This window comes from Paenarthrobacter sp. NPDC089322, from assembly GCF_040684895.1.
In the GTDB taxonomy this organism is placed as follows: domain Bacteria; phylum Actinomycetota; class Actinomycetes; order Actinomycetales; family Micrococcaceae; genus Arthrobacter.
Genome location: NZ_JBFBGW010000002.1, coordinates 143924 through 159370, shown reverse-complemented (window position 1 = coordinate 159370; position 15447 = coordinate 143924). Strand labels below are relative to the sequence as shown.

Sequence of the window (15447 nt, the reverse complement as noted above, 5' to 3'; positions counted from 1 at the left end):
GGCCGCTCCGCCCGGCTTTCCCAGTCCACCAATTTCGTTGTGCCGGGGACGGTCAGCTCTTGGGAGGCGGGGGCGTCTGGCCCAGGAGTTCTGCCAGGAACGTGCCTGCCTCCCGGTGCCTGTCAAACAGCGCGCCGGTGAGCGCCTGGGTGCCACGCAAAGGTTCGCGGGTGGGAACGCGCTGGAGTTTCCCGAGCCCGGGAACGTCGAAGATCACGGAGTCCCAACTGGCCCCCACCACGTCCTTGCCAAAGCTCGAAACGCAGCGTCCACGAAAGTATGCCCGGGTGTCCGATGGCGGTTCGCCGACCGCCCTGGTGATGTCGGCGTCGTCGACGATCCGTGTCATCCGGTCCCGTGACAGCAGCCTGTAGTAGAGCCCCTTCTCCGGACGGATATCCGACCATTGGAGGTCCACCAGTCCAAGCCGGGCATCATCCCAGGACAACGAGTCGCGGTTACGGTAGCCCTCGAGGAGGGACTTTTTTGCCACCCACTCCACGGAAGATGCTGCGGACGCGGGGTCTTTGCCCAGCGCCGACAGGGTGGCCTCCCAACGTTCCAGGACGCCGTGCGTGTGCCCGTCGCCCGTCACGGAGTCCGCAACACCGGCTTCCTGGGCGAGTTTTGCCGCGGCCTCGAAATACATCCACTGGATATCCAAGGCAGTGACGCGGCGCCCGTCCAGAAGGCGGACTGTCGCGGTGAGGGTGGTGTCATGGCTGACAGCCTGAAGCGCCTGGACAGGCTCATGGACTTCGATCCTCGGCGCCTGCCCTGCTTCGATGAGGCTCAGCACCATGGCTGTGGTTCCGAACTTCAGGTAGTTGGAAACCTGGCTGAGGTTGGCGTCGCCGATGATGACGTGGAGGCGGCGATACTTGTCGGCGGTCGCATGGGGCTCGTCCCTGGTGTTGATGATGGGACGCCTGATGGTGGTTTCCAGTCCAACCTCGGCCTCGAAAAAGTCCGCGCGCTGGCTGATCTGGTATCCGGGGGTGGAGCTGTCCTGCCCGATCCCCACCCGGCCGGCGCCGCAGGTGACTTGCCGGGCGACGAAGAACGGTGTCAGTCCCCTGATGATGTCCCCGAACGGCACTGACCGCGGCATGAGGTAATTCTCGTGGGAACCGTAGGACACTGCCTTGTTGTCCGTGTTGTTCTTATAGAGGTTGATCGGGGGAAGGCTGGTGTCTGCCGCCACCTTCCTGACGGTTGCAAGGGCAACCAGATCCCCTGCCGCATCCCAGGCAACGGCATCCCGGGGGTTGGTGACTTCGGGGCTGGAGTACTCCGGGTGCGCGTGATCGACGTAGAGGCGTGCGCCGTTCCCGAGGACCATGTTCATGAGCAGCGAGCCGGACTCGTCCGCGCCGTCGAGTTCCAGCTCCTGGCGGCCATATGCCAAGGCGACTGCCTCGGCGTCGAGGACCGGCGGCTGGTCCGTCAATTGACTGGGATCGGCACTGGCCCGGTCAACGGTCCAGCCGCGGGCGTCGTGCAGCGGCTCTTCGTCCGTGTAATCCCAGCGCGTTTCCGCTCCGCCGGCGGCGCGCTGGCGCGTGACGGTGGCATAGGCCTGGATGATCCGTGCCGACATCATGGTTGCATTGGCGCCAGGTGCCGACGGGGCATGGATCCCGTACTCCGTTTCGGAGCCCATGACACGCATGGCCCCGCCCGCCGGCAACGATTCCCCGGGGGCACCCTCCACGCGGGCTGTCACAGGTACTGGCCCGTGTTGGCAGTGGTTTCGATCGACTTGCCCGGCTCTTGTCCGGCCTTGCCTTGAACGATGGTGCGGATGTAGGTGATCCGTTCGCCTTTCTTGCCGGAAATCCGTGCCCAGTCGTCCGGGTTGGTGGTGTTGGGCATGTCCTCGTGCTCACGGAACTCATCAACCACGGCCTTCAGGAGGTGGTCTATCCGAATGCCCTTTTGGTGATTGGTCAGCAGATCCTTGATGGCGTACTTCTTGGCCCGGTCCACCACATTCTGGACGACGGCACCGGAGTTGAAATCCTTGAAGTACAACATCTCGGTATCGCCGTTGGCATAGGTCACTTCAAGGTACTCGTTGGACTTCTCGGTGGAGTACATCGCCTCAACCGTCCGCTGGATCATGGCGTCCACGGTGGCCTGTACGTCGCCCCCGTATTCCGCCAGGTCCTGGGCGTGGAATGGAAGGTCAGTGGTGATGTACTTCCCGAAGATGTCTGCCGCGGCTTCGGCATCTGGGCGCTGGATCTTCACTTTCACATCCAAGCGGCCCGGCCGCAGGATGGCAGGATCGATCATGTCCTCGCGGTTGGACGCACCAATGACGATGACGTTGTCCAGCCGTTCGACGCCGTCGATCTCGCTCAGCAGCTGGGGAACGATTGTGGTCTCGACGTCGGACGATACTCCGGTGCCGCGGGTGCGGAACAGTGAATCCATCTCGTCGAAGAAGACCACCACGGGGCTGCCGTCCGAGGCTTTTTCGCGTGCGCGGGAGAAGATCAGCCGGATATGCCGTTCGGTCTCGCCGACGTACTTGTCCAAAAGCTCCGGCCCCTTGATGTTGAGGAAGTAGCTCTTGAGATCGGTGTTGCCTGCGCGTTCAGCAGCGCGGGCTGCCAGTGAGTTGGCCACGGCCTTGGCGATCAGGGTCTTACCGCAGCCGGGCGGACCGTAGAGAAGAATGCCCTTGGGTGCCTTCAGCCCGTGTTCGCGGTAGAGGTCCGGGTGCAGGAACGGGAGTTCCACGGCGTCGCGGATCTGCTCGATCTGGGGGCCGAGGCCGCCGATGTCCTGGTACGTGATGTCCGGAACTTCTTCCAGGACCAGGTTTTCCACTTCGGCACGTGGAACTTTCTCCAGTGCATAGCCGGTACGGGAGTCCAGCGACAAAGCGTCGCCCACCTTCAAGTGCACGCTTTGGAGGGCCCCGGAGAGCCGGACCACGCGTTCTTCGTCGGCGCGGCCGACCACCAGTGCGCGGTCCCTGCCGAGCAGTTCCTTGAGCGTGACAAGTTCGCCTGCCCGTTCGTAGCCGAGACCGGCAACCACCAACAGCGCCTCGTTCAGGAGGACTTCCTGGCCCACGGCGAGTTGATTGACGTTGACCAGGGGGCTGATACCTACACGCATCTTCCGGCCCGCGTTGAAGATATCGACGGATTCTTCCGTGGCCGCCTGCCCGGAGCTGCCCGGGGTTGGCTGCCTGCGGGGGTTGATCTGAACTACAGTGCCGAAGCTGTACGGGGGCTGCCCTTCCTGCTCCAGGGCACCCTTCAAGCGCAGGATTTCAGCCTTTGCCGTTTCCAGCATGCTGACAAGCTTGCTGTTGTTCTGGGTAGCTGCAGCAAGCTGGCGGTCAATGTGGCGGAGCTTGTCCCGAAGGATGTTGATCTGCCGCTCGGCGACTGTCAGTTCACTTGAGGGGTCCGGCGGCTGGATGGCAGCAAGTCCCCTGCTTGCCTCTTCCGCTGCGGTATCCGGTTCCTCCGGTGTCGGCCGTCCAATATCGTTGTTCGACGTATCCACGATTCATCAGCCCCTTCCTGCGCTTAACAAGACCTTAGTCCCGAAAAGCTCAGGGTGCTTGGTGACATCCGGAATGCGGACCCTATTGTGACCTTTGTCAGTTTGTGACCGAGGGGTCGTCCTGCACGTTGGTGCCGGCGATGGCGTCGCGGGCGGCCCGGCGAAGCTTCTTGTCTGAAACTGAACGCTCGCCTACCGCGCCCGGTGTCCAGGCGTTCAGGTCCTCTTCGCTGAATTCCGTCTTGGACGGCCGGCGCTTGACGGAAATGCCCGTCACGCCGTCAGCAAGGCGCCGCGTGACCAGCAGGAAGCCCGTGTGGGCGACCATGCGGTGGTCGGGGCGGACAGCGAGTCCTTCAAGATGCCAACCGCGGACCATCGATTCCCAGGCGTCGGGTTCCGTGAAACGCCCGTCGGCGCGGATGGCTTCAGCGGTGCGCGAAAGCTGCGTAACGGTGGCGACGTAGTTGATCCACACGCCACCCGGTGCCAGCACAGTCGCGACGGCATCAAGGCACTCCCAAGGGGCCAGCATGTCCAGCACCACACGGTCCACGGAACCGGGCTCCTCGGCCTTCACCACTTCTTCCTGGAAGTCGCCGAGAGATATCTGCCAAGCCGGGTGCGGCCCGCCGAAGATGGTTTCCACGTTCCCGCGGGCAATGTCCGCGAACTCTTCACGCCGTTCGAAGGAGTGAAGGTAGCCACCGTCGCCGATCGCGCGGAGCAATGAAATAGACAGCGCGCCTGACCCCACGCCCGCTTCAACAACCCGGGCGCCCGGGAAGATGTCCGCCATGGTGACGATCTGGCCGGCATCCTTCGGGTAAACGACAGCAGCACCGCGGGGCATGGAGAGGACGAAGTCCGAGAGCAGCGGCCGCAGTGTCTGGTACTGCTGTCCGATGTTGTTGCTGACCACCGAACCGTCCACCTTGCCGATGATTTCGTCGTGGTTCAGGAATCCGCGGTGCGTGTGGAAGGCTCCGCCGACCTCGAGCGTAATGGTGTTCATGCGGCCGCGCTCGTCAGTAAGCTGCACGCGCTCACCTACACGGAAAGGTCCCCGCCGACGAGCGGCACCCGTAGGCTGGACGGCAGTGGCTGCATGGTCAGCTCCTGCGCTTGCTTCGGGGGCGGCGGTTTCGCTGCTCATGTGGTGTTCCTCGCTCCTGTGCGGCTGGGCCGCCATGTGTTGCTGCCTTTGAGGCGCCAAAAATGGATGGGTTTTGTTTTTTAACGGCCGGCAGGTAACTCTACCGGCAAGCGTGTCATGCGCGCCCGCCGCGCCGGGCTTCCTTGCCTGTTATGGCCGTCACCACAGCTTGTTGGCGGAGCAGGCCGGTGACGGTGCCGTTGTGGTCCACGACGGCATATTCTCCGCCCTCCAGCTTGGCGAGGTATTGGATCAACTCCTGCCCCTTGGACCATTCGGGGACATAGGCCCCCGGCGCCAGTGCATGGGAAACCGCAGTGACCGGCGTGGTTGCCAGTGCTTCATGAGGTACCGCGGCGGCCGCCCGCGGGTCCACAAGCCCTTGCGGCTTGCCGTCCGGCCCACAAACCACGACGGCGGGACTCCCCGACGGGGCAATGGCCACCACATCCGCCACGGAGGCCGCATTCGGAAGGCCCACGGCGGGTTCTGCGAGCCCTGATGCGCTCACGAGGTAAAGGCGGCTGCGGAAGTGTGCGTGGCGGATGGAACCTGAGGCGCCCATCCAGAGGAATCCGCAGACCAGCAAGGTGATGAGCGTAAATGTGATGTCCAGGCGTACCCCCCTCAGCAAAGGCAGGACGACGAACCACAAGAACAGGGCAACGGCCACGAGGCGTCCCGACCAGCCTGCGGCGATCGCTCCTTTGTCCTGGCTGCCGGTGGCTTTCCATACCGCGGATTCCACCAGTCTTCCGCCGTCGAGCGGCGTTCCCGGGAGCACGTTGAAGATGCCGATGAGGAAGTTTGCCCACATGAGGATGTTGGCAAGCATGTCCGCAACGCCCTCGAATGAGCGACTCAGGACGAAAGGTGCCAAGGCTGCAGCCAGGACGAAATTTGCCGCCGGACCTGCCATGGCCACCACGACTGCCCGCCCCGGAGACGCGGTGAAGTTCTGGAACTGCGTATGGCCGCCCCAGAGATTGAGCACTATCTTCTCTGTGGGCCAGTTGAAGGCCTTGGCGCTCAGTGCGTGGGCGAGTTCGTGGATCAGCACCGACACAGCGAGCAGCAGGGCGTAAGCGAATGCGACGAAATACGCCCAGCCACCCAAGTAGGGGAAGTCGTGGAGCACGGCCGGACCGTAGGCGATGATGGTGAAGCCCGCGATGATGAACCATGAGTAGGCCAGATACACGGGAATTCCGGCAATTTTCCCCAGTGGTATGCCTGCCCTCTTAGGGGCCGCATGATGAGGCGCGGAGGAACTGCTCACCTAGTTGGCCCCTTCAAGCAGGCCGGCACTGGTTTCCTGCCCCGTACGTCCGGAAGCGCGCCGGGCCGCGAAGCGATCACACACCAAGCGGTCAACATCAGCTGTAGATCGGCCCACAAGGGTGTCCCACAGGACCATTCCAGGATGTTCCGGAAGGGGTACCTGGTGGGGGATGCCCACTGTGACCACTCCTGATGCGATGGCTGCCGTAGCACCCGGAACGGAGTCTTCCAAAGCAACGCAGTGGTCGATCGTCAAGGACGGGTCCTCGAGGCGGAGCCGCTCGACGGCCGTGAGGTACGCCTCCGGGTGGGGCTTACCGTGGGTGACGGTGTCCCCCGTGACAAGGAATTCAAAGTAGGGCTTGGGCAGGCTTTCCACCACCACCCGGGCCATCGGACCCTCCGACATCGTGACCAGGGCGCACGGGATGCCTGACGTGTGGAGTTCGTCCAGCAGTTCACGTGCGCCGGGACGCCACGGGACCTCTTTGCGGATCTGTTCAATCACCTGGCCGCTAAGGGTGTCCACGATCTCCCTGGCTTCGAGGCGGACACCCGCCGCCTGCAGGACAGCAGCCGAGTGGAGCAGAGATTGTCCCACAAGTTGCATTGCCTGCTGGTGCGACCAATTGCCTCCATGGGCCTCCACCAGTGACCGCTCTGCGGCTATCCAGTAGGGCTCGGTGTCCACAAGGGTGCCATCCATGTCCCAGAGCACGGCTTTGAGAAGGGGCTGGCTGGGTGAGGAATGCATGGCTTCAAGTCTACGTGGAAGCAGACGCCCGGCTTGCCGTGCTTGCGCTGTAGGCGAAGAGGGACACGCTTCCGCGTGAAATGCCATGCATACGCGAGGGTCTTGGACGTAGGGTGAATGGATGAACAGTGTGGACGGGACCCCCGAAGGACAGGACATCGCCGCTGAGCCTGAGCGATTCCTCAAGGAACCCGCGGACGGCCAGCGCGTCACCGTCATGATTGCCGCTTTTGAAGGATGGAACGACGCCGGTGAGGCTGCGAGTGATGCCCTGCATTATTTGAACAAATTGTGGGACGGCAAGAAGGTCGCCACGGTGGACGCCGAGGAGTACTACGACTTCCAATTCACCCGGCCAACCGTGCGTCGCACCTCCTCGGGGGCCAGGAAGGTCAAGTGGCCCTCGACCCGGATCTACAAGGCGGCCATTCCGGGGAGCAACGTGGACGTCGTGTTTGTCCTCGGCACGGAGCCTTCCTACCGCTGGCGTGCCTACACCACGGAGTTGCTGGTACATGCCGAAGCACTGAAAGTGGACTCGGTCATCCTGGTGGGCGCGCTGCTCGCCGATGTACCGCACAGCCGGCCCATTCCCGTGAGCACCACCACTGAGGACAGCGGGCTTCGCGAACGGCTCAACCTGGAAGCCTCCCAGTATGAGGGCCCGGTGGGAATCGTGGGTGTGTTGGCGGAGTTCGCGATGCTGGCGGGGCTGCCGACGGTTTCCCTTTGGGCGGCGGTCCCCCACTATGTTGCCCAGCCCCCCTCCCCCAAGGCCCAGCTTGCCATCCTGCACAGGATCGAAGACCTGCTGCAGGTACCCGTGGACAGCAGGGCGCTGGCAGAAGAATCCGAAGCCTGGGAACGGGGTGTGGATGAACTCGCCACGGAAGACCCCGAGATTGCGGCCTATGTGCGGCAATTGGAGGAGGCAAAAGACACGGCAGACCTTCCGGAGGCTTCCGGCGAGTCCATCGCCAGGGAATTCGAGCGCTACCTGAAGCGACGCGGCAAGGAACGGCCCTGACTGACCGGCTGGTCATAGCGCAGCTGTGTTGATGGACCAAACACCAACGGCCCTGACTGTTCGTCGGGGCCGTTGGTGTTTGGAAACGGGTTTGCTGTTGGGGTTAGAGCTCCACGCCGAGCAACGCGTTGACGGCGTCACGAACCACGGTTCGGTCCGCCGGGGAAGACTCACCGTTGTTCTTCAGTGCTTCGTTCGCCCAGTGGTCGACGACGGCAATGGCCGCCGGAGCGTTGAGGTCGTCGGCCAACTCTTGCCGCATGGAGGCCAGGAGCGGCGCCGCCGAACCGGCGGGAGCACCTTCCAAGGCTTTGCGCCAACGGGCAAGCCGGTCCTTGGCCGCTTCGAATTCCCCGTCAGTCCAGGACCAGTCCGAGCGGTAGTGGTGTGCCAGGATCGCCAGACGAATCGCGGCCGGTTCCTCTCCTGCTGCCCGGAGCTTGGAAACAAGGACCAGGTTTCCCTTTGACTTGCTCATCTTCTCGCCGTCCAAGCCCACCATTCCGGCATGCGCATAGTGGCTTGCCAGAGGCACTCCGGACAGCGAGTATGCGTGGCCGGCTCCCATTTCGTGGTGGGGGAAGACGAGGTCCGAGCCTCCACCTTGCACGGTGAAAGGCGCGGGCAAGTACTTCTGGGCAATGACGGTACATTCAATGTGCCAGCCGGGCCGGCCATCTCCGAGGGACGCTCCAGGCCAGCTGGGTTCACCGTCCCGGGCGACCCGCCACAGCAAAGGATCGAGGGGGTGCCGCTTGCCCTGCCGGCCGGGGTCGCCTCCGCGTTCGGCAAACAAGGCCAGCATCTCTGCTTCGCCCAGTCGGGAAACGTCTCCCAGCGTCCAGGCATCTGTGGCGTCAGAGCGCTTGCCTGCAGCTTCGACGTCGTAGTAGACATCACCGTCCGGCTCGCCGTCAGAACCGGGCACGCGGTAGGCGACGCCGTCGGCGATGAGGCGCTCAATGGCGGGGACAATGTCCGGTATGGACTCCACGGCCCCGATGTAATGGTCAGGTGCCACCACGTTCAAGGCGTCCATGTCTGTGTGGAACAGTTCGATCTGGCTCTGCGCCAGCTTACGCCAGTCCACGCCCGTGGCCGTGGCACGCTCAAGCAGGGGGTCGTCGATGTCCGTGACGTTCTGGACATAGTCCACCCGGACGCCGGCGTCCCGCCACGCGCGGTTCAAGAGATCGAATGCGACGTAACTGGCTGCGTGGCCCATGTGCGTGGCGTCGTACGGCGTGATGCCGCAGACATACATTGATTGCTCCGCATGCTGCTCGACTTCCATCACGCGGCCGAGGGCCGTGTCATAAAGACGAAGTGCCGGCATGCTGCCGGGCAGGTCAGGAACAGGGCGGGAGGTCCACGATTTCACGAGTCAACCTTAGTGCTAGGGGCTGATCACATTGAAACCGAGCAGGACATACAAGGCCAGGCCGAGGAGTATCCGGTACCAAACGAAGAGCCGGTAACTGCGCGTTGAAACGAACTTCAGGAACCAGCCGATGATGATGTAGCCCACGACGAAAGCGATGACTGTGGCCAGCGCGGTTTCCGGCAGGCCATAGGGGCCGGCAAGTCCCTCATTGGAAACGGTCTTGTAAAGCTGGAAAAGGCCGCTGCCGAAGACGGCCGGAATCGCCAGGAGGAAGGAATAGCGTGCGGCGGCCTCGCGGGTATAGCCCATGAGGAGGCCGGCTGTGATCGTGCCTCCGGAGCGGGAGACCCCGGGAATCAAGGCCATCGCCTGGGCAAAGCCGTACAGGATGCCGTGCTTGTAGCTTAGCTGGGTGAGATCCCGCTCTTGGCGGCCGATGGCGTCTGCCACGGCAAGGATCATGCCAAACACAATGAGCATTGTGGCGACGATCCACATGCTCCGCAGGACCGACTCGATCTGGTCCTGGAACAACAGGCCGAGAACAATGATGGGGAGGCTGCCCAGGATCACGAGCCATCCCATGCGGGCATCGGGATTGTTCCTCTCGACTTTCCCGGTCAAGGAGCCGAACCATGCGCCGATGATGCGTACGATGTCCCGCCAGAAATACACGATGACCGCGGTCTCGGTGCCCAACTGGGTGATGGCCGTGAAGGCAGCTCCGGGGTCGGCAGCGTTCGGGAGGAACGAGCCCACGATCCGCAGATGCGCACTTGACGAGATCGGGAGGAATTCGGTGAGGCCCTGCACCAGGCCCAGCAAGGCTGCTTCTATCCAGTTCACGTGAATAGACCCTACGTCATGAAGACCGGGAACTCCCCGTAAGCTAGCAGCATGCAGCAGCGCTATGTCGGCAACAGCGGGTTCCGGGTCTCCTCTTTGTCCCTTGGCACAATGTCATGGGGCCACGAGACGGACGAACAGGACGCCGCCGAGCTGCTCCAGGCATTCGTGGGGGCAGGCGGCACTGTCATCGACACCGCCGCATCGTACGCCCAGGGCCAGGCGGAAGCCATGCTGGGATCGATGCTTGGCGACGTTGTCGCCCGCTCCGAAGTGGTCATTTCCACGAAAGCCGGTGTGTCGTCGTCGGAATCTCGACGCAGCGTGAATGCCTCTCGGGGGGAGCTGTTGTCCGCGCTCGACGCCAGCCTTGCGCGGCTCGGCACGGACTACATCGACATTTGGTTCGTCCATGAATGGGATGCAAACGTGCCCTTGGAGGAAACTCTTTCGGCGCTGGAATTCGCCCAACGTTCCGGGCGCGCCCGGTACGTGGGGATCTCGAACTACAACGGATGGCAGACTGCGAAGGCGGCGGCCGTGGCGGGATTCACCCTGGTTGCCAATCAATCCGAGTACTCCCTGGTGCAGCGCAAGGCCGAGAACGAACTCATTCCGGCCGTTGAAGACGCAGGACTCGGTTTGATGGCTTGGGCCCCGCTTGGCCGGGGTGTGCTCAGCGGTAAATACCGCGGACAACTTCCCGCCGATTCCCGCGCCGCCCAAGGCCGCTTGGCGGGCTACGTTGAGCCGTACCTGGAAGCGCATGCTTCCCGGGTGGTGGAGGCCGTTGCCATGGCAGCCCGCGGGCTTGGCCGTTCACCCTTGGACGTCTCCCTGAGCTGGCTGCTCTCGCGTCCGGGCGTTGCAACAGCCATCGTCGGTGCACGGAACGCAGTCCAGCTCAAGGAATTGCTGGATGCACAATTAACCATTCTGCCTGCGGAAATTTCCCGGGCGCTCGAAGACGTTTCGTCTTCGGGCTGAACGTCACGGTTCCCGTTCTATCGCCTGTCAAGGATGTCCAGCAAATAATTGCCGTAACCGCTCTTCGAGAGTTTTGCGGCCTGCCGGCGTAACTCGTCATCATCCAGGTAGCCCATGCGCCACGCCACCTCTTCAGGCGCGCCGATCTTCAGGCCCTGCCGGTTCTCGGTAGTGCGGACGTAGTTGGATGCGTCATTCAGGTCTCCGAAAGTACCGGTATCCAGCCACGCCGTGCCACGGGGAAACTTCTGTACATGCAGCTTGCCAAGCTCCATGTATTGGCGATTGATGTCCGTGATCTCCAGTTCCCCGCGAGCGGACGGCTCCAGGTCCTTCGCCATGGACACGACGTCGTTGTCGTAGAAGTACAAACCGGGCACGGCGTAGTTGCTCTTGGGCTGCAACGGTTTCTCCTCGATGGAGATGGCCAAGCCGTCCTCGTCAAACTCCACCACGCCGTACGCTGAAGGATCCTTCACCCAGTAGCCAAAGATGGCTCCACCCTCTACGTCGGCATATTTGCGGAACTGGTTGCCCATACCGGGGCCGTTGAAGATGTTGTCTCCGAGGATCAACGCAACCTTCCCGTTGCCGATGTGCCGTTCTCCCAAAATGAATGCCTGGGCCAATCCGTCGGGCGTGGGTTGCTGGGCGTAGCTGAGGTTAATCCCGAATTGGGAACCGTCCCCCAGCAAATTCTTGAACTGGGGTGCGTCAGTGGGAGTAGTTATTACCAGAATGTCCCTAATGCCCGCAAGCATCAGCGTGCACAAAGGATAATAAATCATGGGCTTGTCGAATACAGGCACCAATTGCTTGCTGATTCCAAGCGTAATCGGATGAAGTCTGGAGCCGGTGCCACCCGCCAGGACGATTCCGCGCATTTAGTTGTCCCTCCCGCTGCACACAGCCGCAATTCGCGGCTACGCTATGGCCATGCAGAGAATCCTTGTCACCGGCGGGGCCGGATTCATCGGATGCAACTTTGTCCACTACATCATGGAGCACACACGCCTTCATGTCACGGTCCTGGACAAACTGACTTACGCCGGCAACCTCGAATCCTTGTCCGGGTTGCCGTCGGGACGCTGTGAATTCGTCCGGGGAGATATCTGTGATGCGGAGCTGGTAGAAGCGCTGACTGCCGGGGTCGACGCCGTTGTCCACTTCGCAGCCGAATCCCATAACGATAATTCGTTGGAGGAGCCGCGTCCCTTTGTCGACACCAATGTGGTGGGAACCTTCACGCTCATCGAGGCTGCACGGAAGCACGGAACGCGCTTCCACCACATCTCCACCGATGAGGTTTATGGCGATCTGTCCCTCGACGACCCCCGGCGGTTCACGGAGGACTCTGTCTACCGTCCCACGAGTCCGTACTCTGCTACAAAGGCCGGATCCGACATGCTGGTACGCGCGTGGGTTCGGTCCTTCGGGCTCAAGGCGACCATCAGCAATTGCTCGAACAACTACGGCCCTTACCAGCACGTCGAGAAGTTCATCCCGAGGCAAATCACCAATCTGCTGGACGGCAACAGGCCCCGGCTCTATGGTGAGGGTCGCAACGTCCGGGACTGGATCCATGTGGAGGATCACTCATCGGCGGTGGCCACAATCCTTCTGGATGGTCGCATTGGAGAAACCTACCTGATTGGCGCCGACGGAGAGCGCTCCAACCGGGAGGTCGTGGAGAAGCTGCTCATCCTCATGGGAAGGGGGCCGGAAGACTACGACCTCGTGACGGATCGGCCCGGCCACGACCTCCGCTATGCAATCGACTCCAGTAAGCTGCGCGAAGAGCTCGGGTGGGTGCCCCGGTTTGGTGATTTCGATGCGGGTCTGGCGGACACTGTTCAGTGGTATCGGGAGAACGAAGATTGGTGGCGGCCGCATAAGGCTGCGACCGAAAGCAAGTACGTCGGACAGGGCCACTAGCAATGGAACAAGCCCGCGGGTTAAAGACCAAAACCACTCCCATTCCCGGGCTGGTCCTGCTGGAGTTACCGGTTCACGGAGACGATCGGGGCTGGTTCAAGGAGAATTGGCACCGGAGCAAGATGATGGCCTTGGGGGTGCCGGATTTCGGTCCGGTGCAGAACAACATCTCCTTCAACTCCCTGCGCGGTACCACCCGGGGCATCCATGCTGAGCCGTGGGATAAGTTCGTCTCCTTGGCATCCGGCCGCATTTTCGGCGCTTGGGTTGACCTCCGCGACGGTCCCACGTTCGGGACGCTGTTCCATGCAGAGATGACGCCGGAGGATGCTGTGTTTGTTCCCCGCGGCGTGGGAAATGCGTTTCAGACACTTGAAGACGGCACTGCCTACACCTACCTGGTCAACGACCATTGGAGCCTGGACGCGCAGGCGGAGTACACCTTTTTGAACGTCGGTGACCATGATGTGGCTGTGCCGTGGCCGATACCTTTGGATCGAGCCATCCTTTCGCCGCAGGACCGCGGGCATCCGGCCTTATCCGATGTGACGCCCATGCAGGCCCGCCGGACACTGGTGCTGGGAGCGGACGGGCAACTCGGACGGGCGCTGCGGCAAGAGTTCCAGGGCGACCCCACGGTGGACTTTGCAGGTAGGGCGGACTTCGATATCACGGCCGAAGAGCCGTACCGCAGTACAGAGTGGCGTAAGTACTCCGCCATCATCAACGCCGCAGCTTTCACCGCTGTGGACGCGGCGGAGACGGCGGAAGGTCGCGCGGCGGCCTGGCGCATCAACGCAGGCGCGGTCGCCCGCCTGGCGAGAACCGCCGTCGAACATTCTTTGACTCTGGTGCATGTGTCCAGTGACTACGTGTTCGATGGCACTGCGCCGGTCCACCAGGAGGAGGAGGCCCCGAGTCCACTTGGCGTCTACGGCCAGACGAAGGCTGCCGGAGACGCGGCAGTTGCCGCAGTCCCGCGCCACTACATCGTGCGGAGCAGTTGGGTTGTGGGAGCCGGGCGTAACTTTGTGCGAACCATGGCGGCACTTGCTGCGCAGGGTGCCACGCCCGCTGTGGTTGATGACCAGTGGGGTCGTTTGACGTTCGCGTCGGACATTGCCGCGGGAATTCGTCACCTTCTGACCGGCAATTCACCCTATGGCACGTACAACATCAGCAATGAGGGTGAACCCCAGACGTGGGCGGCCATCGCGCAGGACGTGTACCGCCTGTGCGGGGCCGACCCCGGGAAAGTCTCGCCCATCAGCACAGCCGAGTACGCAAAACCCGGGACCGCTCCGCGTCCAAGGAGCAGTGTCCTGGACCTGTCGAAAATCAAGGACACAGGATTCAGCCCGCCCCCGGCGCATTCGCGGTTGGAAGCGTATGTGCTATCTGAAACTCCGAGCTAGGAGGAGGTCCGCGCCCGTCGTGCGACCAAGGTCTTCGCCAGGTCCTTCAGCCGGGAAGGCTTACGAAGGAGCCGGAGGAGAATCCTGGCCGTCCCAAGGATTTGATCGTAGATGCGGGCGGGGAGACTATCGTCGACATCGAGTTGCACGGAAAAATGCGGGGCGACGGCGCCGGCACTGGTCCGGAGGCCGACCACCTCATTGAGGACGTTTCCTCCGTGGATGACCTGCAGCCACATGGGGTGTTTGGTGCGGACGTTCAGCACGGGAGCGTGGGCGTCGATGCGGTAGTGGTGTTCGACGAAAACCGTTGCGGGACGATTGTCTGCCGACCTCTCGATCAAGCTTGAAAAGGGATTCATGGTGTATGGGCGCAAATATAGTTTTCGTTCGGCGTATTGCGCGCCGTTCACAAGGTTTATGAAGGCTGCTTCCTGGCTTTCAAAGCATCCTTGTATCGTCTCAATGAAATCATTTGCAACCGCGTCGTCGTTGTCCACCCTCGTGGTGATGACGTAGGGGGTAGAACAAAGACGTCCTATCGTCTCGCTCAAAAACTCTTGCGAAAATGGCCCATCCACGTAAACGGGGTGAAAAGTGTCCTCAGCGAGCCCGTCAATTTCCTCGCGCAGCCAGGTTGGGCTGAGGGAATCGAAGAAGACCAGCCAGGTAAACCGATTTTCGGTCTGGTGTCGAAAGCCCGGAATGCAGTAGTCCTTGAATAGACGGACGCGTTCCTGCAGCCAAGCATCGGTGGGCTCCGCTTTATGGTAAAAACTGCGGACATTGAAGCGGGTAAGCACAAAGTGTGTTGCAGAACCGTCCAAACAGTCTGTGATCTCGCTGCCCATTGCCATCCTTATGAGGTCCGGGTTACCCGCCTGTGCCGACACAGGGCATCCTCCCCCGGCAGGAGCCATCATGCAATACCCGATGCCGGCCTTGTTCCGGCTCTGGCGCACATCGGCAGATGGTCCTACAGTTGTCCTACGGCAGCCTCCAAGAGGTGGCCAGGGAGACAATTCAAGAGAACCGGTCGGTCGGCGCACGCTGTCCGGCCTGCTGTGGTCCAGGCAGTGCAGCAGTTTGGACCACAGAACATGGCCATGTCATGCGCTTGAAACCCGGAACCTG

13 protein-coding genes are annotated in these 15447 nt (G+C 62.2%); 4 read left to right on the top strand and 9 right to left on the bottom strand.

Features of this window, described 5'->3' with window-relative positions; translation table 11 throughout:
• Window positions 1-52 precede the first annotated feature (52 nt).
• The 5 genes from dop to AB0N65_RS02750 form a co-directional block, all read right to left on the bottom strand.
• The gene (gene dop, locus AB0N65_RS02770; protein WP_364157374.1) at window positions 53-1726 is read right to left on the bottom strand and encodes a depupylase/deamidase Dop; all 1674 of its coding nucleotides are present in this window, start codon (window positions 1724-1726) and stop codon (window positions 53-55) included.
• Window positions 1723-3528, bottom strand: coding sequence for a proteasome ATPase (gene arc / locus AB0N65_RS02765; RefSeq protein ID WP_364157372.1), 1806 nt, complete (start codon window positions 3526-3528; stop codon window positions 1723-1725). The genes dop and arc overlap by 4 nt, the downstream gene beginning before the upstream one ends.
• Before the next feature lie 97 nt (window positions 3529-3625).
• A complete protein-coding gene (locus AB0N65_RS02760; RefSeq protein ID WP_364157369.1) occupies window positions 3626-4684 on the bottom strand; it encodes a tRNA (adenine-N1)-methyltransferase in 1059 nt (352 codons plus the stop codon).
• A 115-nt stretch (window positions 4685-4799) separates the two neighbouring features.
• Window positions 4800-5963: a site-2 protease family protein gene (locus tag AB0N65_RS02755; protein ID WP_364157367.1), complete on the bottom strand. Its 1164-nt coding sequence runs from the start codon at window positions 5961-5963 to the stop codon at window positions 4800-4802.
• Window positions 5964-6719, bottom strand: a complete 756-nt coding sequence (locus tag AB0N65_RS02750; RefSeq protein WP_364157365.1) for an HAD family phosphatase — start codon at window positions 6717-6719, stop codon at window positions 5964-5966. It abuts the gene before it with no gap.
• Between the two features lie 121 nt (window positions 6720-6840).
• Here AB0N65_RS02750 and AB0N65_RS02745 point away from each other — a divergent pair, with 121 nt between their 5' ends.
• Complete coding sequence (locus AB0N65_RS02745) at window positions 6841-7746, top strand: PAC2 family protein (protein ID WP_364157363.1); 906 nt, start codon at window positions 6841-6843, stop codon at window positions 7744-7746.
• A 103-nt stretch (window positions 7747-7849) separates the two neighbouring features.
• On the opposite strand, the gene mshC is transcribed toward AB0N65_RS02745, so the two are convergent.
• Complete coding sequence (gene mshC, locus AB0N65_RS02740) at window positions 7850-9127, bottom strand: cysteine--1-D-myo-inosityl 2-amino-2-deoxy-alpha-D-glucopyranoside ligase (protein ID WP_364157360.1); 1278 nt, start codon at window positions 9125-9127, stop codon at window positions 7850-7852.
• 15 nt (window positions 9128-9142) lie between these two features.
• Complete coding sequence (locus AB0N65_RS02735; protein WP_364157357.1) at window positions 9143-9976, bottom strand: undecaprenyl-diphosphate phosphatase; 834 nt, start codon at window positions 9974-9976, stop codon at window positions 9143-9145.
• Between the two features lie 51 nt (window positions 9977-10027).
• Here AB0N65_RS02735 and AB0N65_RS02730 point away from each other — a divergent pair, with 51 nt between their 5' ends.
• Window positions 10028-10963 carry an aldo/keto reductase gene (locus tag AB0N65_RS02730; RefSeq protein ID WP_364157354.1) on the top strand — a complete coding sequence of 312 codons (936 nt, stop codon included), beginning with the start codon at window positions 10028-10030 and terminating at the stop codon, window positions 10961-10963.
• A gap of 17 nt (window positions 10964-10980) precedes the next feature.
• On the opposite strand, the gene rfbA is transcribed toward AB0N65_RS02730, so the two are convergent.
• Entirely contained in the window at window positions 10981-11847 is an 867-nt protein-coding gene (rfbA, locus tag AB0N65_RS02725; protein WP_364157351.1) for a glucose-1-phosphate thymidylyltransferase RfbA, read from the bottom strand.
• A 52-nt stretch (window positions 11848-11899) separates the two neighbouring features.
• Here rfbA and rfbB point away from each other — a divergent pair, with 52 nt between their 5' ends.
• Window positions 11900-12898: a dTDP-glucose 4,6-dehydratase gene (gene rfbB, locus AB0N65_RS02720; protein WP_364157349.1), complete on the top strand. Its 999-nt coding sequence runs from the start codon at window positions 11900-11902 to the stop codon at window positions 12896-12898.
• 2 nt (window positions 12899-12900) lie between these two features.
• Window positions 12901-14313, top strand: coding sequence for a sugar nucleotide-binding protein (locus AB0N65_RS02715; protein WP_364157346.1), 1413 nt, complete (start codon window positions 12901-12903; stop codon window positions 14311-14313).
• On the opposite strand, the gene AB0N65_RS02710 is transcribed toward AB0N65_RS02715, so the two are convergent.
• A complete protein-coding gene (locus tag AB0N65_RS02710; protein WP_364157343.1) occupies window positions 14310-15164 on the bottom strand; it encodes a glycosyltransferase in 855 nt (284 codons plus the stop codon). The genes AB0N65_RS02715 and AB0N65_RS02710 overlap by 4 nt on opposite strands.
• Window positions 15165-15447: the final 283 nt, after the last annotated feature.

Bases quoted from the DNA above. Each gene is read 5' to 3' on its own strand.
- AB0N65_RS02760 (WP_364157369.1), bottom strand. From the start codon at position 4,684: ATGAGCAGCGAAACCGCCGCCCCCGAAGCAAGCGCAGGAGCTGACCAT.
- AB0N65_RS02750 (WP_364157365.1), bottom strand. From the start codon at position 6,719: ATGCATTCCTCACCCAGCCAGCCCCTTCTCAAAGCCGTGCTCTGGGAC.
- AB0N65_RS02745 (WP_364157363.1), top strand. From the start codon at position 6,841: ATGAACAGTGTGGACGGGACCCCCGAAGGACAGGACATCGCCGCTGAG.
- AB0N65_RS02730 (WP_364157354.1), top strand. From the start codon at position 10,028: ATGCAGCAGCGCTATGTCGGCAACAGCGGGTTCCGGGTCTCCTCTTTG.
- rfbA (WP_364157351.1), bottom strand. From the start codon at position 11,847: ATGCGCGGAATCGTCCTGGCGGGTGGCACCGGCTCCAGACTTCATCCG.
- rfbB (WP_364157349.1), top strand. From the start codon at position 11,900: ATGCAGAGAATCCTTGTCACCGGCGGGGCCGGATTCATCGGATGCAAC.
- AB0N65_RS02715 (WP_364157346.1), top strand. From the start codon at position 12,901: ATGGAACAAGCCCGCGGGTTAAAGACCAAAACCACTCCCATTCCCGGG.
- AB0N65_RS02710 (WP_364157343.1), bottom strand. From the start codon at position 15,164: ATGGGCAGCGAGATCACAGACTGTTTGGACGGTTCTGCAACACACTTT.